Origin of the sequence: Pseudomonas cichorii, from assembly GCF_018343775.1 — a bacterium.
Lineage (GTDB): Bacteria > Pseudomonadota > Gammaproteobacteria > Pseudomonadales > Pseudomonadaceae > Aquipseudomonas > Aquipseudomonas cichorii.
Window position 1 is genome coordinate 945,954 of sequence record NZ_CP074349.1, and the last position, 17,442, is coordinate 963,395.

Consider the following 17,442-nt stretch of genomic DNA (forward strand, 5'->3'; position numbering starts at 1 on the left):
CAGCCTGGTCGCCCATACCATCGCTGGCATCGTCTCGCCGTTCAGGGTGACGGGAGTAGCACCAGCGCACACGGTGGGGCGCTTGGGCATGCGAGGGAATGAGAACGCTGTGTTTTCTAAGGTCACTGCTTGCATGGCCAGCCATCCGATGAGATCGAGATGGGCCGGACATTATGTGACTGGAACAGGCGCGAACCGGTGGGCTTGTATTCAGGAAGTGCGCGGCCAAGAGCACGTGAGTCTGTGAAGGTCTGCACGGCTCTGCTGCGGATGAGCAGAGTCGCGCCATGTATCAGTGAACCGGGTGAGTTTCGTACTTTGGCCCAACCTTGGTTGCCGCCTGCCACACCGCATCAGCAACGGAGATGCCCGAATCTTCCAAAGCCTTGGTCAGATCCAGGGTTTCTCTGATCGCTTCAAAGTTCGCCTCTGCGCTGGCGTCGTTCAGGAACGGATAACGCGCATAGACCTGTGCCAGGCTTTTGTCGAACTCAGCTGCCTGCATTGCTTGTGACTGTTCAGCCGCCACCTGCTGCTGATGTGCCGCGCCCTGGCGCTCGGCCATTTTCAGAAAAACTCGCTCGGCCAGATCGTCCGCCATACGGTCGACCAGCTTGTCAGCCAATTCGTTGAGTTGCGCATCAGTGAGCGCTGGCAGGGCGTTTTGGGTACGTGCTTTTTTTGCGTTGCTCATGGGTAATTCCTCGGAGTGATTTTAAGTGGTGTGCGGATCAGTTGGTCTTGCGGCGGATCGCCCAGGCGCCAGTTCCATCGGCCCGGTAGGATTCATAGCCATCTTTGATACCCGCCTCGCGTAGAGCAGCATTAGCTGCGAGCTGGGTCTGGTAGTAGCCGGTGGTAGCCGCTTGAATCTCGATCCGTCGGCGTTCTTCACGGCGCCTGGCTGGTTCGTTGCGCCGCTCTGCCACTCCGGCCCCATACTGACCAGCAGCGACCCCGGCAGCGGCAGGCGCCTCACGCCCGACCATTGCTCGCGGCAGCACGCCGTTCAGGGCGTCCAGGCCCGACGTGGAGGTCAAGGCATTGGCGAGAATGCGGTTAGACCGCTCATTGATCTTCGCGCCCGCTGCGCGTGGTAGGCGGCGAAGCAGCGTGTGCAAGATGCCTGTTGTTGCCGATCCTGGAGCGAGCGCCGCCACGGCAAGGTCTTCGATAATCCCGCTGGCATCATCCCTTTCCGCAATTCGGCGAGCAGTAGCAGAGCCCGACGTGGCGCGGCGCGTCAGTCCGGAGACTCTGAGCTCTTGATCCAGGGTCTGCGTCCACTGCTTTCGAGCAGCATCATCCGGGAGTATGGCGGCGATTTTCTTCCTGCCTTCAGGGGTTCTCAGGAAGCCAGCCACATCGGGCAATTCCCCTCGCGCATTGCCGATCTTGTCGACAATGGCCTGGAGGGCTCCGATGCGGACAGCCTCTTGTTCAGATGCGCTGAGTCGCGACACCTCTGCCGCCCATTGTTCTGAGTTCTTGCCGCTGCCCAGGATAGTCTTGCCGTCCTCGATAGCGTTCTTGTAGGCGGTGTGCCCGGCAAATGCCGCCCGCGCCTTGGCGTAGGTTGGGGCGCTCGCGTCCATGATCGAAAGGAGCTCGTTTTTGATCGCGATGATGTCTCGCGCCTTTGAGCGCTGGTTAGAACCCAGTAGCCCCTCAATTTGGTCATCAAGGTTCTGCTTGATGATGTCCAGGTCGCCAATGCGCGGCACGGTCTTGGTGGCGATCTTGCCGTCAGCACCAATCTGGGCAAATGTTCCATCGAATTGCCGGCCTTGGTTGGCTGCTTTGACCTCGGCAGCCCTGTAGGCCTTCTGCATGGCGGGTCTGGTCATTAGGCTTTCTAGTGCTTCGCTCCACGGCACCTCCTCGGCATGAGCGGCGGCATACAGCGGGGCTGCTGTGGCTGCACGTTCTCTCACCACATCCTCAGTGGCTTGGTACGCCGATTTATGGGTACCGGTGAGTTTTTGCAGAGCGGCCTCGATGCGATCGCGCTGCCCGGCCTGCCGACCAAACAGCGTGTCGGTCACGGTTGTGCGGGATTGGCCTGGTGTGTTGGCCAGCCGCTCCACCACGCCGCGCACGTTCTCTCCACCAGCGTCAGCAGGTATTGCTGTTCCTGGGTGCAGGGTGTCCAGTTCATCGAATTGGTTGCGGAATTGCTCCGGGGTGAGGTTGTCCCGTTCCAGCGCTCGGTTGAGCTGCGACTGCGCACGGACCTCTGGGCTGGACACTGCGTTTTTCACGCCCTTGACCGCGCCAATCACCCCTGGCACAGCGCCGCCTACAACCGCACCCAAAGCCGCGCCTTGCAGCGCGCCAGGCACACGGTCACCAATGTCACCTTCTGCAGTGCCCAGCCCGTACAGCCCGCCATAGGCTGCGCCAGTGGTAGCGCCTTGCACCATTGCGCGTCCAGTTGTCTGGCGGGCCGCTGCGGCGGCGCCACTTCCCGGCAGCGACATACCACCAGAGGCCAGGGCCGGAACAATGCCGCCTACTACGGCGCCTGCAACTGATGTGATTGGGTGCTGATCTTGGCCTGCCCTCAGCAGTGCCCGCTGGCTGGCAACGTTCTCGTCGTATCGCTCACTCCATGTAGGCGCAGATGATCCGTTTTCAGGGATGGGGATCAGAGGCTGAACAGCCGCATCCAGGCCGGCCAGAATCTCGTCCTGAAACCCAAACGTAATGCCGTCACCCACGCCACGAATGGCTGCTGTGCCCGCACCCTGGTTCTCCTTGGTGTCGCTGAATGGCTGGCTGTACCAAGGCTTTTCCGGCTGTGGTGCAGGTTGAGCAGTTTGACCTGCAGGCGGCGGTGTCGGTTGTCGCTGGCTGGCTGGGGTGACGATGGGGGCGGCTTCCCACGCAAAACCTTGGCCAATCTGTTGCGCTTGCTGTGCGGGCGCCTGGGGCTGCGGAGCTGGTTGCTGCCGAAGATCTGATGCCGGCGTAATGATCGGTGCGTCGTCCCAAGAGGCCATTATGGTTTCCTCCTGTGATTCCCTTGTGGGTCGATGAACTCAGCCCCCGAAGGTAGGCGGGCGAATTGCTCATCGGTCGAGATGGTGTAGACCGGTCCTTGAGAGGGTGACGGGCTGGGAACCTGCTGCTGCGCTTGGGGCGGTGTAGCGGGTGAAGCCTGCATTGTGCTGTCGAGCAACCCGTCTACGTCGAGCGCATCGAAGCCTTGGTTTGCCCTACGGTTATTGATGGTTGCTCTGCGAAGCGCCGCGGCCTGGCCGTTGTATCCGTTGATCTCCTTGATTCGCTGCTGGACGATCTTCGGATCTCGAATGTTGGTAAACAGCTCGTTCCATGCGCGTTGCGCATCCCCTTCGGTCTGGGTGCCTTTGTTTAGGCGCAGGCTCTCGTTGCGCAGCTTCTCCATGGTCGCCAGCATCGAGGCATAGTTGGCGCTGGTCTGGTCACTATCGCCGAACGCATTTCTGACCGCACTGGTGGCGTTGTCGACCAGGCCCAACTTCAGCGTTCCATCGCTGATCTGAGAGTCGATCTTGTCCAGCGCTCCGGTCATGGTCCTCACAGACCCTACGGCCTCAATGTCAGCGTCTTCCAGCTTTTGCAGGGCGGCAGGCAGGCCGCGGACGTTACGCTGGGCCTTCGCGGCTTCGGCTCTGTCCCGTTCCGATCTGGCATTTTTGGCATCGATGTCCGCTTGGATCTGCTGGCGCTTGAGGCCTTTCTCGTTGAGTGGGTCAGCCAGTCGCTGGTAGGCGGCCTGCTGCTCGGGCGTTGCATTCGGCGACGATGCCGCCTGAAATGCATCTTCCAGCCTCAGAGCCTGGCGCTGCTGCTGATCGGCAGCACGACCGGCGCGACCGGCATCGATCTGGCCTTGCGCCGAGGCAACTGCACCCTGGAGGTTCTGTGTGTTTTGTTGGCGACCCTGATCGTAGAGCGCGTCACTCAGGCTTGGTCGGCGACTGCTGTCACGAACCACGGTGAAATTCTGGTCCTGGGCGAGACGAGCATTGGCGAGGTTAAGCCGCTGGTTGTCTTGGTACTTCTGGCGCTCATCGTTTGCGCGTTGGAAGCGTGTCGAGGCCAATGCAGCATCACCGGGCTCTGCCTGGCTGAATGTGCCTATGCCATCGCCCATGTTTCTTACGGTGCCAAGATCGGCCAGGGTTCGAGGCTGATTAACTGCAGGTTGCTGTCCTGCACCAGATCGCCAGCCATCAGCCAGCGATGTCATGCGCTGAGCCTGTGGCACGTCGGGGGCAGTGAAGTTCGGGCCAACGGTGTTGATGCTTGAGGGGGCATCGCTGAATGATGCTTCGCCATTGCCTCCCACACCGGCATAGATTGCTCTCTTGCCGTCACCAATGCCTGTTGGATAAGCATCGGCAAGACTGCGCGCAGGCGAGGCAGCGGCCATTTGTTGCGCGGCGCGACCAACAGGGCCGGTAGGTGCTGGCGTTGCGACTGGTACAGGCTTCGACAGGTACTGGGGGGAGTTGGTGGCGTCGAACGAGGTCTGTTTGCGCTTCGCGTCTGCTGCCTGGACGATATCGCCGGCCAGAATCGGGTCGTAGTCTTTGCTGGTCGCCATGGGAGCGCTCCGGCTGAATGAGTGGGTGAGTCACAATTAGAGAATTTGTGACTCATGACCCGCTCACAACCGGTATCTGCGCTGATTCAGTAGGCCGCCCGTTGCGGTCGTGGGCCGCGCCGAACCTCACCCAAAGCTTCGCTCCAGCTCATGCCCCGGTAGCGCCGCATCCTGAGCGCCTGCCACTTGATGCCCTGGATAAGCGCCCACTCTTTGGCTGGCCGTGTTTGGCCCGCAAACACCACAAGAGTGCTTGCTGAGCAGAAGGGATGATTGGTGATGTGCTGCATGGTCGGCCTCCAAGCTTGTGATGGCCTGTGTATATGTGACCGGGGCGGCTTTGGAACTCAGCCTGTTCTGGCCTATATCTAAGGCGGACAGACATGACTGTGGGAGGAACAGAGGCCAAAGCCCGGCTAAGGACGGGCTTAAATTATCTTTTGCGTGCAGCTCTTTTCTTGGGAGGGCTTGGCTGCTCAGACCTAGCGGCAGCACGCTGCTCAAAAGCTCTCGGCACTACAAATATCCCTACCATACCGAGTAAGTCTAGAGTGCCAATTATGGCAGCCGCGACAGCGCTATATTGTGCAATCCATGCTGCAGCGCCTAAACCTGCGAGTGCTATACCGAAACCGAAGGTTTGCCCGATCCGATCCTTCCAAATTGCGCCTGACAAGCTTTTCGACTGCATATGATGGTAATGCGCCTGCTCTCGCACTGCCATCTCAACAATAAGGCGTCTTGTATGCTCATCGTAATTATTTAGCTGGTCGGGGTGAGGGAGCGGACCAGCATAGACTTCTTGCTGAAAGGCTATCTGAGCAACCATCTCTGGCTCTTTTTTTGCTGCGGCTGACAAAACGTTCTCTAGAATCGAGTGCTGTTCAGCAGTCAGTTCATCCCCAGATTTCAGGGATTTCATGAGTTGGGCTAACTCTTGTGAGTTGGCTTGACCCGTTTCAGGAGGCTCTGCAGTCCGCCGCATGCCCGCTATGCTTTGACGTCTCGTCGTGCTGTTCAATGGCTTTCCCTAAGTACTTCCCTGTCTCCTTCCAATAAGTGGCTATTGCCATGGAAGGACTGCTCGGTTTGGAGTGTTCCGAATAGTCACCTACTGGATACACATCCATGGCGCTGCCAATTGCACGCACCGTTCTGTTTTTCATGAAACCTGTGAGCATGTGATTCTCCTGGTCTGTCTCCATGGTTCGTTACCACATCCAGACTCATTACCTATTTCTTCCCAGAAATCGGGCGATGGATTCTATACACCTAAACATGTTCCATCAAACAAACCTAGTGAATTTACGCGCCACGAAATACGATCTCACGAAAACGTGGCGCGCTATGAACTATAGCTTAGTCGGATGCTGAGCAAAGGGGTTCCATCATTGCTTCGACTAATCGAGACGATTCTGAATGTCTATGGTTAAATACTTACGTTGGTAATGGTTTTTATCCTACAAAATCTCCTGATAGCGGCCTGTCATCCTTCATTTCTAGAGCATGGCAGGTGTCACGCGCCACGAAACGTGAGCAAGCGAAAACGTGGCGCGAACGACCGAGGCGCTCCGGTCTACCTCAGCCAATCAGATTACACAGAATGGCCTCACTCTCTGCCATGTCGTCCCGCTCGCTGCTGACCAGATACCGGAAAACTGCCAGAGCTTCGGTCTTGTTCCGGGGCCGGATCTCCGCCAGCAGGCCGAACACAAACCAGTCCCGAGCGGTTGACTCGGCCCAGCCGTCGCTTGCGTCACGGTCGACCGCGTTGCGTAGCAGATAGAGCTGGTTCCAATAGCCCAGCTCATGCAGGCAGTCGGCCAGGGTGTTGGGCATCAGATCCGGGTGCGCCTTGAACCGCTCGGCCACCTCAGCCTTGTCGAAGTCTCCGAACTTCCCCGCCCGCTCCAAGCTTTGCAGCCCCGTGATACAGAACATGTCGGGCTCAGTTTCAGCAAGCGGGTCATCAAAGCGTGCATATGCCTCCAGGTGCAAGCCACGCGCACGAGTGGAGCTTTCAGCCAGCCGCTCCAGATCGCCAAACCCGAACGACGACAGAGCGGCGAATGGATTGCCAGGATTGGTCATGACAATGAAGTCCCGGTACCGCTTTTCCAGTACATCCAGCGGCGTCTTGATCTTCTTGGCCGCCTGCATGGCCAGGTCGATCATGGCCGTCTGGCCGGTCTTGATTACGGAGTGGAGCCACAACACTGCGTCGACCTCCTTGTCACCTGTAACCCTCTGTTGCGGCGGCAGCTCCGGCACGCTGGGCAGTGTCTCGGTGCTGGACCTGATGGGCGGCAAGGTGAAGAAAGCGCGGTGGTGGGCGTTGTCGCGGCCGGCTCCCGATCTGGAAACGATCGTCTTCACCGTGCCTATGGCCAGCCCGGTCATGGCGGCAACCTCCCGGTATGAATGGCGCTTGCGCAGATCGATGACCCGTTGGCGCTGGTCTTCTGCAACCCCCTGTTTCAGCCTCTGCGCTTTGCAACCCGGTGTTTCAAAGCTCATCGGCTTGCCTCCTGCAGAGCCTCGATCACAGACTGGACGCCCGCCACGTAGCTGGGTGGTTTGCCATCCGTCGCACCGGTCAGGCGCTCGATCACTGTCGCCACCGGCATGGCGCTCAGTGATGAGGCCATATCGCAGGCCCAGGCGCGGCCCTTTAGGAACGTGTAGCGATCCGTCGGGCCGGTGGTGACGTGCCCGGTACTGCGTATCGGCGCTGGCGCAAGGGGGTGCAAAACTTTTGCAGACCCCGCGGTAAGGCGCTGGCGGGAGTTCTCCAGTGCTTGATCGGCAAGGCGGCTCAGAGGCTGGCCAGCCTCACACAGTGGCGATGGGGTGGGTACGGATTGGGTGCTCATTGGGCTGGCTCCATAGGCGTGTTTTCGTAGGTGGCGCGCAGGGCGGCGCCAGTCGGGCAGTAGCGAGCTGAGGGCGCGTAACAGCTCTGACAGGTCAGAACGTGATTCAGGTACTGGTCGCGTGCCTTGCGCCATTCAGGTGAGGCGCTGGCGGCGTTTGGGCAGGTGTTCGGAATCGGCTTTGTGCTGTCGCGTGCAGGACTTGGTGCTGGAGCGCGCCCACCAGCCACAGGCGCCGCACTACGCTCGACCAGCGCCAGCCGCGGCCGGCTTTCCTGTCTCGGTTTTCCAGCGCCAGCAGAAGTCGGCGGTAGGCTCGCCAGCAGATCGGAAAGGAGGCTCATGGCGCCACCTCGACCGATTTGCAGCTATGCCCAAATGTGCCTGTGAAAAAAAATCGGGGGAACGGGGGAACAGTGGGAACAGCCAATGTTTCCGGGGCTTTCAGACGGGGTACGTGTTCCCCATCCGAAAAAGTGGGGAACAGTGATAACCAAATATCAGGAAAGACATGCGGCTTTATATTCAAAAACATGTTTGTGTTCCCCCTGTTCCCCAAACACTTAATAAGGGGGAACAGCTCAAAGCCCCGTATTTTCTGGCTGTTCCCCCGTTCCCCCTGTTCCCCAAGAAAATAGGTTCCTGTGTATTCGGGCATTGCGGTTTGGCGTGTCATTGAGCTGCGCCCTCGGTGTCTGCCGCCTCAGCATCGACGACGTAAAGGCGCGCTGAGCCGTTGCCAGGCAAGCGGTACTTCTTGGTCTTGCGGCTCTCCCGGTCGGTGTCTCGCTTGGCCAAGACGCCAGCGGCTTCCAGCGCCTTAACCACCCGGCTCAGACCGTAGCCGTTCGCGGCCTCAACCAGTCCGGACTTGTTGAACAGATACAGCCGCTTGGTGCCGATCACTTCCCAGTACCCGGCACGGTTGAATACCTTGGTGTCGGGCATGGGGTCATCCACGTCCGAGAATCGGCTACTGCCGTGCTTGTCGATGAAGTCCAAGATGCCGGCGAGGATCTGGCGGTCTTCGGCGTTGCCGCTGCCTACTCGGTCCAGCCATTCCCCGTACAGCAGAAGGCAGTCGGCCAGGGCGCTGCCCGGCGCCCAAGGAAGCAGGCCGTACTCGATGGCCATTTCCCCGGCCAGAGCGATCACTGCGAATCGATCCGCCACCCGGCCGGCCTGGGCGTTGTCCTCGGTGAACCGGACGCGCACGCCGGCGAAGTCCTGCAGCAGCCCGGCCTTGTCGAAGTCGATCAGCAATTTCTCTACAAAAGCCGGCCCAAGGTGGCCGTGGTGGGCGCCCACTGCGACAGTCAGCGAACGGTGAAAGTCCGCGCCCAGCAGCCCGTGGAGTTCGTCGAAGGCACGGTGCCTGCGGGTGCCGGCGTTCACGTCGACCATGCGCAGCTCGGCGCCAGCGTGGGCGCTGTTACCGCTGATGGCCGCATGTTCGGACAGGGACCGTTCGCCGCTGGAGAGCGCCAGCAGTCGCCAACTCAGCTTGCCCCTGGCGCCACGGTCGCGGGTCATGGTGCCCTTGCCTTGCCCGTTGGCGAGGCTGTAAGCCATCTCCTGTACGCGCTTGGGATCGGCGCGCTTGATCTCGTCCAGCGGCAGCATGGTGTCATTGCGGCTCGATGCCTCAATCTCCAGACCACCCTTGCTCAAATCCCAAGACGCGGCGAACACTCCGGGGTCGCCCCACACTGACGAGCCGATCAGTTGCGCCAGCGACTTGCCGCTAGAACTGTCTCCCACCAGGTGAACACCGCCGCCCAGCACGCCCACCAGACTCAACAAAGGGCCGGCCAACGCGCAACCGATTGCCAAGGTCAGTACCGGGTTGCCCTCGCATTTGGCTGCGACCTCGGTTTTCCAGCCCTCCAGTTCGCCGCGGCGACTGAATAGCACTTGGGCCTGGGCACTGGCCTGATACCGCACCTTGTCACTGCCAATGGTTCGACCAGGCAGCACGAATGCCCCCGACTCATGCCACCCCGGTCTGCTGGTGGTGGCGAATACTTCGGCCGGGCGCTGATCGAGCAGGTACTCCATGAACAGGCCGCGCTTCTTGATGGCGATGATGACGCCCATGCCGAACAACTGGCGCCGGGCGTCCTCTCCGCTGCCGCCGAACACTTCCATGGGGATGATCCATTCTTTGGCGCCGCTGTCGGTCAGCAGGCGCAGCAATCGGCCCTCGCTGCCGTCGTCGCTATTGGTGGTGCGCGCAACCACGGTTACAGGAGTGGAGACCCACTCATCGACAGTGGGCCTGCCGGTGTCGTCTTCTGACTCATCGTCGCCGGCCGGGCGCTTGTAGCCGTGCCAGTACACGCCGGGCTTGAGGCGACGCCCCTTCTCATTGGTAACCCACTGCTCGTACACCGCCCAGCAGGGCCGCTCAGGCTCGACTGCTGGCGCGTCCGGGCGCAGGTTGATGACGTTGTTTTCAGGCGATGCCATGGGCTTTGCTCCATACGGCGAGATCGTTGTAATCCGTCAGGCTCAGCGGCGCATCGGCGGGCCATTCTGGGAAGGTCACGAGCGCCCCGGCAGCGGCTGCGGCGGCATTGGCGAAAGTGCGGCCGGGGTTGCCGTCGGTTTGGCGGTCGTCGTCGCCAGCGATGATGATCTGCAGGTCGGGGTACTTGGCTCGGAGCGCCAGCGCCACCGGTTTGAGATTGCCGGCGTTCATCGCGGCGGCTACGGCATAGCCGCTCTGGTGGAGCGTGGCGGCGGTGGCCCAGCCTTCGCAGATGCAAAGCGCCTGGCCTGGCACGATGACGCCCAGCGGGGAATGGCAACCCTGAATCTTGCCGCCGAACAGGAAGCGCTTGCCGCCGTCCCGGGCGATCCGCTGCAGGTTGACCAGCAGACCGTTGGCGTAGAGCGGGATCAGCAGGTCATCACCGCGCTGGCGCAGCCCGTGCGCTCGAACACCCTTGGCCACCAGATAGGGATGCGTCGGATCTGCGCGGCGAGCGCTGCCCCACCAGCGCTGTGCGACCTCTGCCGCCTGCCGCTGCCGGCGCTGGCGCTCTACCTCTCGCCGGCGCCGGGCCTCCTCGATGCGCTGGCGCACCTGCTCAGCTTCGTGCGGGTCGGCCGGCTCTCGGCTACACCAGGTGCTGGTGCCGCCTTCCTTCCAGCTACCGAACGCGCCGGATGCGATTGTGTCGAGGAACAGCACATACCAGCCGTTCTGCGAGCCTTTTCGGTCGCCCGGAACGTGGAACCGGTGAATCTCGCCATCGCCTTCGGGCAGCCAATCGAGCCGGCCAGAGGCGGCCTGCAGGGCGTCACGGAAAAGAACGGCCGCATCATTCATGGGCTACCCCCGCAAACACCCGGCAGACTTGACCGTTATTGACGGCATGCCAGTGGGTGGTGTCGTCGATCCACGCGGCAGGGCGAGACTCTACGACAGCGCCAGCACTGCGGATAACTACCCGACCGCACTCTGCATCGGCAGCCGTCAAAAATGGCCCCAGCAGCGGCTTGGGCACTTTCGGATGAACTACAAAAAACAGCTCGTTGGCTTTTTTCAGGCAAGCCGATCCCGTCGGCGCAAGTGCGCCGTTTTGAACTTTCATGTTTTTCTCCCTGGGCCTATACGGCCAGGTTGCTATTCAGCGAAATGAGTCAGGCGCGTATTTCTGATTCGCCAAGGCGTTCGGCCAGGCTCTTAACCTCGCCCTCAAGCTGGTATTTGTAGTCGTCAGTCAGATACTGAGCGGCTTCTGCGAGACGTAGAGCATTCTCCGGCCTGTTGTTTTCCAGCGCCTGAGTGATCGCCCATGCAATCGAGTTCAACCAGGAGATCTGGTAGCTCGCGCATTCCAATTGATCGCAGGCCTCACTGGCGATGCTCTCCAAGTTCTGGACGGTTTTCTTGCTCACATTGCACCTCCGAGGTCTTGAGCTTCGGTTGCGAGCAGATCGGCCCAAGCCATGGCGGTGTTCTGCATCATTACGGCGATCACCTGGGCGAGCAGCGGGGGCGTGCCTGGGCTGGCGATTACGGCAGAGCCAAGCGCCAGCAGGATCAGGATCTCTTTGAGGTCTTGAGCATCGTCTGTATTGAGGCGAGCGTCTGATTGCTGATTCATTCCGTACCTCCGACATCCGTCGCAGAATGGGCGGCGCCAAGGTTTCGATGTGGCCACAGGAAGTTTTGGCTACGAAAAGTGATCTTCTCGATCCGGCTTTCAATCTCGACAGCAAGCGGGTTTTTCCATCCGCCCAGGGCCGGTACCACTTGGGCAAACAGGATTGTCTTTAGCTCTCTGAAAGCAGCCCGGGCTTCATTCATCCGCGCCATATCTTCAGGGCTGACGAATGCATCTGAGAGAATTTCACCCTCTACTGCATGCAATAGGGGGGCAAGACGGTTCATTGCGCACCGCCTTGAATGCTGCCAGCTACAAAGGCTTCGGCCTTGTTGATACGTTCGTGGATCTGATCGCCAACAATGGCCATGCCTTTGGCGAGCCCTGATATAACAAGCTCTGACATGGGAATGTCCGAATCACCGTCGGCACCGGCCTCCAAAAGCACTGACACGGCTTGAACAAACTCCCCTGCATTCCGCATGAATGCGAACGTGTTGGATAGAGCTGCAATGTGGTTTTCGCTTATCGATGCGGAAATCTTGGGCGGCTTGGTTGTGCTCATGCGCCACCGCCTTGCTCGCTGTCGAGCTTGGTGGGCGCTACTGGCTGGCGCGACAGCTCGCTAAACTCCCGGATCGCTGCCGTGACATTGCCGAAGCAGGTATCGCTCAAGTAGTTGGACAGCCCAATCAGTCCTTCGCCGATCTCACCACGTCCATGGGTGTGCGCGAGTTGAATAGCGCGAGCCAAGGCAAGCAACCAGGTCGTCTGTTCCATAGCGCAGATGAGCTGATACTCGGCTTCAGTAGCGCAGTCTTGCAGGGTTTCGATAGGGGTGTTCATTGGGCATCTCCGTTGGCTTCAAGGGCGCGGGCGATGCTCATGTGATGGCTATAGCGAGACAGCCTTACCGACAGGCTGGAGTCGGAGCTGAGGGCTGCTATTGCCATGGCTTTATGAGCAGCCGCACGCTTGAAAAGCGTAGAAATGCAGTCAGTGAGCTTTCGGCTGATGGCTTGACCAACATTGCCAGAAAGCGCTGGCTTTGCTGTAGGAGGCGTCTTGCAGGCTTTTGTTACATGCCTGACAAGGAGTGATGACTGGGGGCGGCAAACAGTGCCGGATTTTTTGGACGGATTGAGGGCGTGTTTCATGGGTGAGGCTCCTTGTACTTAGGAACCGCCACGTTCTGCCGCCAAGCAGATAGGGTGGCGGGTTGCGCAGGATTGGCGGACCGGCGTACAAGGAGACCGGCGCACCCAAGGGTGCTCCTGCGCAACCCGCCATAACACAGGAATGCGGGCACAAAAAAAGCGCCTGCAATCGTAATGGGGGCGCTGTTGCGCCTTGTACAGTTCGGGCCGCCAAGCCCGTTCGCTGGATTTACAGCGACGGGCAGACAATACCGAGCATCAAGGTTGCTTGCAACCCCCGGTTTTAGGTTTGTGGTTTGAGGGGAGAGGTGGGCGAGGCTGGTCATGCGGCAGCACCTCCCAGCAACAGGGTGCCAGCGGATTCCATGTAGGCCAGCACCGCCGCTTTGGCCTGGCGTCCAGCTTCGCGATGGTCAGCGCCAGCCTGCAGGGATTGGCGCAGGTGGCGCTGGTAGATTGCCTGGAGCGTGGTCAGGATCAGACGCTGGCCAAGATCCAGTTCGGCGCGCTGACCGCTCGCAATACCCATGGCGGTATTCAGCGCCTTGTTGGCGTTGATGTGGAAGACGTGCTCTGGCGTGTTGCTGCCAAGATCCTTGGCCCGCTGCGCCAGCGCGGCAACCTCCTGATGCATGCTGTGGTACAGCGGCAGGTATTGGGCGTCGGTGACGCTGGCCCGGTCGCGGGCTTCGCGGAAGGCTTTCACCAAGTTGATCTTGAGGGCGCGGACCTTTGCCGTATTGCGGCTGTAGGTCAGCAGCAGGTAACACTGATCCTCGTTGAGCATGGCGAACTGTTCAGGCTGACCGCGCCCGCTGATTACTCCTGTTTCAAATCGGAGTATTCCAAACTGCTTGAAGTCGCCCGAGTATTTTTTCAGGAGCTGGGTCACGTTGTCGTGCTGATTGCCCAGTTGCCCGGCCAGCACCCGCGTATCAACACGAGCTTCACCTTTGACCATGCTCAGGGTGATGCTGGCGTTGTCGGTGCTTGTGATGTTCTTGGCAGTCATGCGGCGCTCCTTGGCTCAGCCATCAGCGTGTACATGGCGATCCCGGTGTGCTGACGGCCCCACTCATCTGTGAGGCTGATGCGGTCGGTGTGGATCTGGTAACCCCGGTTACGCAGGTCGCAGATGCGGGCACCAGGCCGGCAGATGTTCAGCTCTCGCATTGCTGTGAAGGTGTCCATAGGGCCTTGGCGCAGACGCTCAATAAACCGTTGGTTCTGGGCGTTGATGGAGGTATTCTTGAGGCCTTCGGATGTATTTGGGCTGGCCTTTGGGTCGGCCTTTTTCTTTTTCATACCTACGCCCCCTGCATCACGGTAATGCGTGCGCTCAGTACCTCGCGGCGCTCTGCTGCCGAAACGCCGTCACCCATCATCACTTGATCGATCTTGCGCAGCACTTTCAGTTCAGCGGCGCTGACCTCATCCGCGAAGCTAATTGCGACTTCGTGCTGAGCGGCAGGCTTGGCCAAGGTGCTCGGGGACAGGTGCTTTTCCAGGAAGATGGTCAGGGGAGACTTGCGCTGAAGATGCTGGCGGCTATCCCTCCAGCGGGACCATGGCAGTACCAATTCTTCTCGTATCCACAGACCTGGGCCGTAGTCGATCTCGCCGCGAATGCCTCCGAGCTCAGCAAGTTTGGCGGGGCGTCCAGTATCACCCTTGACCAGCTCCACCATGCCCATGGCGATCAATTCGCGCCAGAAGTCGTCCGGCTGAGATGTGACGTTCTCTAGGGCGAGCCACTTCGCAGGAAACTGCTTGCCCATGGCAGCAGCAAGTTGATGTAGCGAGGGCTGGGTGTCGTTGAGCCTGAAGAAGTCGGAGATAACAAACCGTTGCGACATCGCTTGCAGTACTGAGGTGTTCACCAGGTTGTTGCGTCGAGCCAGGCGGTGCTGGCCTTCGCTGGTAACAAGAATTCCTTCGTTGATCTTTTTCATCAGGCAGCCACCTCGCGCAGTGCGATGCGCTGGCGCACCCAGGCTTGAACTTCGGCGAGGACGAAGCCTACTGGCGCACCTCGGTACTTGCTGTTGCTCAGTGGTACCGGACGGGGGAATGTAGGGTCGTCTTTGAGGCGCTTATAGACGGTAGGGCGCTTGATGCCGGTAATGGCTGCAAGCTCATCCATACGGATGATTGTAGTTGCAGGGTCGTAGGCGCTGCGTGCGTCGGCGCTGGTGGGTGTTACCTGAGTGATGCTGCTCATATCTGTTTCCCGATGTGGATGAAGACGGGAGACAGCTTCCTTCAGGCGGGGTAGTGGGATGCAAAGTGGGAGAAGTGGGTTATTTTGGTCTTCGAGCGTAAGCGTCTCGGTTTTCGACGCGGACTATGCCGAGTTTGCTGGCTTCTTTCCATGCGCTGTCGAATGTGGAGTCGGTGAACCTCACAGCAGTCTGATTCAGACATTTTTCCTTGATTGCGCGTTTCCCTCCATACGGGATCGCCAATGCATCGAATCCAAGCTCCGCACATGTGGAAAGGATTTTTGTGTTTCGCGTTTGGAGTATTGACTGCGGATTACCGACAGCCGCTCGGAAGTTTTCGGGCAGGCAGCCATAGAGATCTCCCGATACGTCTTTATCGAAAAAATCCACCAGCTCTTGAGGCGTGCAGGGGAAGGTAAGATTGGACTTGTTATCTTGCCGCATTTGTTTCTGGCTTTGGGCCTTGGCCAATACCGGCTTAGCTTGGGATAGAGCTAGCGAGCTGGGTTTTACGTTTTTATCAACTGCATAAGTAGGGCCTGCTGCCTTGATCTGCTCAGCGCTCCAACCATGCTCCTCTGATTTCTCGTTGGGATGGAAAAAGACACCTGAGCTGTCAACTCGATACGCGCCGAATTGTCCTATTGCTACTTCTGTGAGCTCCAGCCAGTCATCGATATCCAAGTCATGTTTTTGAGCGAAGGCTGATGCTTGCGTGATATCCATGTATGTGAACTTCCCAAGTTATCTATAAGGCAGCATTTCTGCCCGTCGACTCATGCCGTTTTACCAAAGTCGCCTTGAATAACCACGCCACCCGCCAGCCCGTCGAGGTAGTCCGCATACCACTGCATCATGGTTGTGCGCTGGTCGAGATACTTCGCTTTGTTGTAGACGCCGCGTACACCTGGCGCTTTATGGCTGAGCTGCGCCTCGATATGGTCGGCTACGAATCCATGCTCGTTCAGCACGGTGCTGGCGATATGTCGGAAACCGTGGCCCGTTTGTCGGCCCTCGTAGCCCAAGCGGCGTAGCGCCATCAGGAACACGGTATTGCTGCGTGGCTTGCTCCTATCGCCCCGCCCAGGGAACAGGAGGGCATAAGCACCGGTCAGTGTGCGTAGCTCTGTCAGCGCTTCGATGGCCTGGCGACTAAGCGGCACCAGATGCTCCCGGCCCTTCTTGCGACCTTTGCGCTCAACCGGAACGGTCCAGATCCGCTTGTCGAAGTCGAACTCTGACCATTGGGCTTCGCGCAGTTCGCTGGGGCGTACTGAAAACAAACTAAGCAGATGCAGCCCCAGCTTCACATCGCGGGCATGGGGGTAGGATCGAATGGCGCGGAGCAGGGCGGGCAGCTCCTCGACTGAGACGTGGGCGTAGTTCTCGGCCTTGCCGGAGGACAGGAACTTGTGAACACCCTCCAGCGGGTTATTCACGGCCCGGCCTGTTACCCGAGCCAGGTCGTACACATCCTTGCAGTAGGAACGAACCCGGCTCATTTGTTCCAGGATGCCTTGCTTCTCCATGCCGCGCAGCAGCTCCATCCACTCCATAGACAGAATGCCTGTGTACTGGCGTTGGCCGAACGTAGGGAAGACGTGCCGTTCCAGCGCACCCATGATCCGCTTCGCGGTGCCGGAATCCCAAGAAGTGATGCGGGAGGCATGCCACTCCCTGGCCAAGACCTCGAAGGTATCTTGGGCGGCCTCGACCTCAATGGCCTTGCGGGCCTTCTTGGTGGCCATAGGGTTCTTGCCATCGGCCGCATCGGTGCGCAGGTCTGCAGCTTTCTGCCTGGCCAACGCCCCGCTGACTTCTGGGTAACCACCCAGTCCCAGCCAGGACCATTTTCCGTCCGGCTTTTTGTAACGGAGCTGCCACGACTTCTGGCCGTCAGGTTTCACGCGAAAGTACAGGCCGTTGGCGTCGAGCTCTCGGTACTCCTTCAGATCCGGCTCAAGACCCGCCAGAGTCGTATCGGAGAGCGGGCGGCGCTTGATTTCGGATCGTTTCACGGCTTGTATCCCTTCGGTTCAATTATTTTGAAAGGATACACGGGGGGATACACGGCGGGAAGGTATAGGGGTGAACAGATATGAACAGCCAGAAACAAGAAAACCCGCACTAGGCGGGCTTCTTGAGGTTGCTTATAGACATCAGGAGACATCTATAAACAGGTACTTGGTGGCTACACAGGGACTTGAACCCCGGACCCCAGCATTATGAATGCTATGCTCTAACCAACTGAGCTATGTAGCCAAGTGGCGCGCATTATTCGCGTAGAACGACTATGTGTCAAGCGTCGATATGAAAAATAATTTCGATTGATCAATCGGTTAGCTCGGATCTGCTGCAGCGCCTCTGTTTTCGGGGGCTTTGGAGGGTACGGCTATTTGTCTTGCGGCCTGGCTAACCTGCTCGCATTCGGTGGCGCGTGTTGGTCGAGAGCGCCTCCTGCCATTCACTTCGACTGTTTCT

24 protein-coding genes and 1 tRNA gene are annotated in these 17,442 nt (G+C 59.3%); all 25 read right to left on the reverse strand.

Annotated features, from left to right (window positions below; genetic code table 11):
• Positions 1–292 precede the first annotated feature (292 nt).
• Positions 293–694 carry a hypothetical protein gene (locus KGD89_RS04200; RefSeq protein WP_025258564.1) on the reverse strand — a complete coding sequence of 134 codons (402 nt, stop codon included), beginning with the start codon at positions 692–694 and terminating at the stop codon, positions 293–295.
• A 37-nt stretch (positions 695–731) separates the two neighbouring features.
• On the reverse strand, positions 732–3,002 hold the full coding sequence (locus tag KGD89_RS04205) for a hypothetical protein (RefSeq protein WP_025258565.1): 2,271 nt from the start codon (positions 3,000–3,002) through the stop codon (positions 732–734).
• Positions 3,002–4,594, reverse strand: coding sequence for a hypothetical protein (locus KGD89_RS25940; RefSeq protein ID WP_025258566.1), 1,593 nt, complete (start codon positions 4,592–4,594; stop codon positions 3,002–3,004). Before KGD89_RS25940 ends, KGD89_RS04205 begins: the two co-directional genes overlap by 1 nt.
• A gap of 86 nt (positions 4,595–4,680) precedes the next feature.
• Positions 4,681–4,884, reverse strand: a complete 204-nt coding sequence (locus KGD89_RS04215) for a hypothetical protein (RefSeq protein WP_038399749.1) — start codon at positions 4,882–4,884, stop codon at positions 4,681–4,683.
• Positions 4,885–5,027: 143 nt separating this feature from the next.
• Complete coding sequence (locus tag KGD89_RS04220; protein ID WP_200995351.1) at positions 5,028–5,516, reverse strand: DUF2335 domain-containing protein; 489 nt, start codon at positions 5,514–5,516, stop codon at positions 5,028–5,030.
• A 37-nt stretch (positions 5,517–5,553) separates the two neighbouring features.
• On the reverse strand, positions 5,554–5,775 hold the full coding sequence (locus KGD89_RS04225; RefSeq protein WP_162883707.1) for a hypothetical protein: 222 nt from the start codon (positions 5,773–5,775) through the stop codon (positions 5,554–5,556).
• Between the two features lie 400 nt (positions 5,776–6,175).
• Entirely contained in the window at positions 6,176–7,111 is a 936-nt protein-coding gene (locus KGD89_RS04230) for an RNA polymerase sigma factor sigma-70 region 4 domain-containing protein (protein ID WP_025258569.1), read from the reverse strand.
• Positions 7,108–7,467, reverse strand: coding sequence for a hypothetical protein (locus KGD89_RS04235; protein WP_025258570.1), 360 nt, complete (start codon positions 7,465–7,467; stop codon positions 7,108–7,110). Before KGD89_RS04235 ends, KGD89_RS04230 begins: the two co-directional genes overlap by 4 nt.
• Positions 7,464–7,811 carry a hypothetical protein gene (locus KGD89_RS04240; RefSeq protein WP_074569153.1) on the reverse strand — a complete coding sequence of 116 codons (348 nt, stop codon included), beginning with the start codon at positions 7,809–7,811 and terminating at the stop codon, positions 7,464–7,466. The genes KGD89_RS04235 and KGD89_RS04240 overlap by 4 nt, the downstream gene beginning before the upstream one ends.
• Positions 7,812–8,139: 328 nt before the next feature.
• On the reverse strand, positions 8,140–9,936 hold the full coding sequence (locus KGD89_RS04245; protein ID WP_025258571.1) for a DUF927 domain-containing protein: 1,797 nt from the start codon (positions 9,934–9,936) through the stop codon (positions 8,140–8,142).
• On the reverse strand, positions 9,923–10,801 hold the full coding sequence (locus tag KGD89_RS04250) for a toprim domain-containing protein (RefSeq protein ID WP_025258572.1): 879 nt from the start codon (positions 10,799–10,801) through the stop codon (positions 9,923–9,925). Before KGD89_RS04250 ends, KGD89_RS04245 begins: the two co-directional genes overlap by 14 nt.
• A complete protein-coding gene (locus tag KGD89_RS04255; protein WP_025258573.1) occupies positions 10,794–11,066 on the reverse strand; it encodes a hypothetical protein in 273 nt (90 codons plus the stop codon). Before KGD89_RS04255 ends, KGD89_RS04250 begins: the two co-directional genes overlap by 8 nt.
• A 49-nt stretch (positions 11,067–11,115) precedes the next feature.
• On the reverse strand, positions 11,116–11,373 hold the full coding sequence (locus tag KGD89_RS04260; protein WP_025258574.1) for a hypothetical protein: 258 nt from the start codon (positions 11,371–11,373) through the stop codon (positions 11,116–11,118).
• Positions 11,370–11,582, reverse strand: a complete 213-nt coding sequence (locus KGD89_RS04265) for a hypothetical protein (RefSeq protein ID WP_025258575.1) — start codon at positions 11,580–11,582, stop codon at positions 11,370–11,372. Before KGD89_RS04265 ends, KGD89_RS04260 begins: the two co-directional genes overlap by 4 nt.
• Positions 11,579–11,869: a hypothetical protein gene (locus KGD89_RS04270; protein WP_025258576.1), complete on the reverse strand. Its 291-nt coding sequence runs from the start codon at positions 11,867–11,869 to the stop codon at positions 11,579–11,581. Before KGD89_RS04270 ends, KGD89_RS04265 begins: the two co-directional genes overlap by 4 nt.
• The gene (locus KGD89_RS04275) at positions 11,866–12,147 is read right to left on the reverse strand and encodes a hypothetical protein (protein ID WP_025258577.1); all 282 of its coding nucleotides are present in this window, start codon (positions 12,145–12,147) and stop codon (positions 11,866–11,868) included. The genes KGD89_RS04270 and KGD89_RS04275 overlap by 4 nt, the downstream gene beginning before the upstream one ends.
• Entirely contained in the window at positions 12,144–12,428 is a 285-nt protein-coding gene (locus KGD89_RS04280; protein WP_025258578.1) for a hypothetical protein, read from the reverse strand. Before KGD89_RS04280 ends, KGD89_RS04275 begins: the two co-directional genes overlap by 4 nt.
• Positions 12,425–12,739 (reverse strand): hypothetical protein, encoded by a 315-nt coding sequence (locus tag KGD89_RS04285; RefSeq protein WP_074569152.1) that lies wholly within the window; start codon positions 12,737–12,739, stop codon positions 12,425–12,427. Before KGD89_RS04285 ends, KGD89_RS04280 begins: the two co-directional genes overlap by 4 nt.
• 322 nt (positions 12,740–13,061) lie before the next feature.
• Positions 13,062–13,751, reverse strand: coding sequence for a Rha family transcriptional regulator (locus tag KGD89_RS04290; protein ID WP_074569151.1), 690 nt, complete (start codon positions 13,749–13,751; stop codon positions 13,062–13,064).
• Positions 13,748–14,044 (reverse strand): helix-turn-helix domain-containing protein, encoded by a 297-nt coding sequence (locus tag KGD89_RS04295; protein WP_025258579.1) that lies wholly within the window; start codon positions 14,042–14,044, stop codon positions 13,748–13,750. Before KGD89_RS04295 ends, KGD89_RS04290 begins: the two co-directional genes overlap by 4 nt.
• 2 nt (positions 14,045–14,046) lie before the next feature.
• Complete coding sequence (locus KGD89_RS04300; protein ID WP_025258580.1) at positions 14,047–14,691, reverse strand: hypothetical protein; 645 nt, start codon at positions 14,689–14,691, stop codon at positions 14,047–14,049.
• Positions 14,691–14,960 (reverse strand): helix-turn-helix transcriptional regulator, encoded by a 270-nt coding sequence (locus KGD89_RS04305; RefSeq protein ID WP_025258581.1) that lies wholly within the window; start codon positions 14,958–14,960, stop codon positions 14,691–14,693. The genes KGD89_RS04300 and KGD89_RS04305 overlap by 1 nt, the downstream gene beginning before the upstream one ends.
• Positions 14,961–15,039: 79 nt before the next feature.
• The gene (locus tag KGD89_RS04310; protein WP_025258582.1) at positions 15,040–15,687 is read right to left on the reverse strand and encodes a hypothetical protein; all 648 of its coding nucleotides are present in this window, start codon (positions 15,685–15,687) and stop codon (positions 15,040–15,042) included.
• Positions 15,688–15,737: 50 nt separating this feature from the next.
• Complete coding sequence (locus KGD89_RS04315; RefSeq protein ID WP_025258583.1) at positions 15,738–16,979, reverse strand: tyrosine-type recombinase/integrase; 1,242 nt, start codon at positions 16,977–16,979, stop codon at positions 15,738–15,740.
• A 167-nt stretch (positions 16,980–17,146) separates the two neighbouring features.
• Positions 17,147–17,223 (reverse strand) — tRNA-Met (locus KGD89_RS04320).
• Positions 17,224–17,442: the final 219 nt, after the last annotated feature.

What these genes read in the sequence shown, in the direction of transcription:
- KGD89_RS04240 (WP_074569153.1), bottom strand. Translation starts at nt 7,811, where the DNA reads ATGAGCCTCCTTTCCGATCTGCTGGCGAGCCTACCGCCGACTTCTGCT.
- KGD89_RS04235 (WP_025258570.1), bottom strand. Translation starts at nt 7,467, where the DNA reads ATGAGCACCCAATCCGTACCCACCCCATCGCCACTGTGTGAGGCTGGC.
- KGD89_RS04230 (WP_025258569.1), bottom strand. Translation starts at nt 7,111, where the DNA reads ATGAGCTTTGAAACACCGGGTTGCAAAGCGCAGAGGCTGAAACAGGGG.
- KGD89_RS04225 (WP_162883707.1), bottom strand. Translation starts at nt 5,775, where the DNA reads ATGCTCACAGGTTTCATGAAAAACAGAACGGTGCGTGCAATTGGCAGC.
- KGD89_RS04280 (WP_025258578.1), bottom strand. Translation starts at nt 12,428, where the DNA reads ATGAACACCCCTATCGAAACCCTGCAAGACTGCGCTACTGAAGCCGAG.
- KGD89_RS04245 (WP_025258571.1), bottom strand. Translation starts at nt 9,936, where the DNA reads ATGGCATCGCCTGAAAACAACGTCATCAACCTGCGCCCGGACGCGCCA.
- KGD89_RS04205 (WP_025258565.1), bottom strand. Translation starts at nt 3,002, where the DNA reads ATGGCCTCTTGGGACGACGCACCGATCATTACGCCGGCATCAGATCTT.
- KGD89_RS04270 (WP_025258576.1), bottom strand. Translation starts at nt 11,869, where the DNA reads ATGAACCGTCTTGCCCCCCTATTGCATGCAGTAGAGGGTGAAATTCTC.
- KGD89_RS04265 (WP_025258575.1), bottom strand. Translation starts at nt 11,582, where the DNA reads ATGAATCAGCAATCAGACGCTCGCCTCAATACAGACGATGCTCAAGAC.
- KGD89_RS04290 (WP_074569151.1), bottom strand. Translation starts at nt 13,751, where the DNA reads ATGACTGCCAAGAACATCACAAGCACCGACAACGCCAGCATCACCCTG.
- KGD89_RS04220 (WP_200995351.1), bottom strand. Translation starts at nt 5,516, where the DNA reads ATGAAATCCCTGAAATCTGGGGATGAACTGACTGCTGAACAGCACTCG.
- KGD89_RS04255 (WP_025258573.1), bottom strand. Translation starts at nt 11,066, where the DNA reads ATGAAAGTTCAAAACGGCGCACTTGCGCCGACGGGATCGGCTTGCCTG.
- KGD89_RS04215 (WP_038399749.1), bottom strand. Translation starts at nt 4,884, where the DNA reads ATGCAGCACATCACCAATCATCCCTTCTGCTCAGCAAGCACTCTTGTG.
- KGD89_RS04200 (WP_025258564.1), bottom strand. Translation starts at nt 694, where the DNA reads ATGAGCAACGCAAAAAAAGCACGTACCCAAAACGCCCTGCCAGCGCTC.
- KGD89_RS04250 (WP_025258572.1), bottom strand. Translation starts at nt 10,801, where the DNA reads ATGAATGATGCGGCCGTTCTTTTCCGTGACGCCCTGCAGGCCGCCTCT.
- KGD89_RS04310 (WP_025258582.1), bottom strand. Translation starts at nt 15,687, where the DNA reads ATGGATATCACGCAAGCATCAGCCTTCGCTCAAAAACATGACTTGGAT.
- KGD89_RS04295 (WP_025258579.1), bottom strand. Translation starts at nt 14,044, where the DNA reads ATGAAAAAGAAAAAGGCCGACCCAAAGGCCAGCCCAAATACATCCGAA.
- KGD89_RS04305 (WP_025258581.1), bottom strand. Translation starts at nt 14,960, where the DNA reads ATGAGCAGCATCACTCAGGTAACACCCACCAGCGCCGACGCACGCAGC.
- KGD89_RS04285 (WP_074569152.1), bottom strand. Translation starts at nt 12,739, where the DNA reads ATGAAACACGCCCTCAATCCGTCCAAAAAATCCGGCACTGTTTGCCGC.
- KGD89_RS25940 (WP_025258566.1), bottom strand. Translation starts at nt 4,594, where the DNA reads ATGGCGACCAGCAAAGACTACGACCCGATTCTGGCCGGCGATATCGTC.
- KGD89_RS04275 (WP_025258577.1), bottom strand. Translation starts at nt 12,147, where the DNA reads ATGAGCACAACCAAGCCGCCCAAGATTTCCGCATCGATAAGCGAAAAC.
- KGD89_RS04300 (WP_025258580.1), bottom strand. Translation starts at nt 14,691, where the DNA reads ATGAAAAAGATCAACGAAGGAATTCTTGTTACCAGCGAAGGCCAGCAC.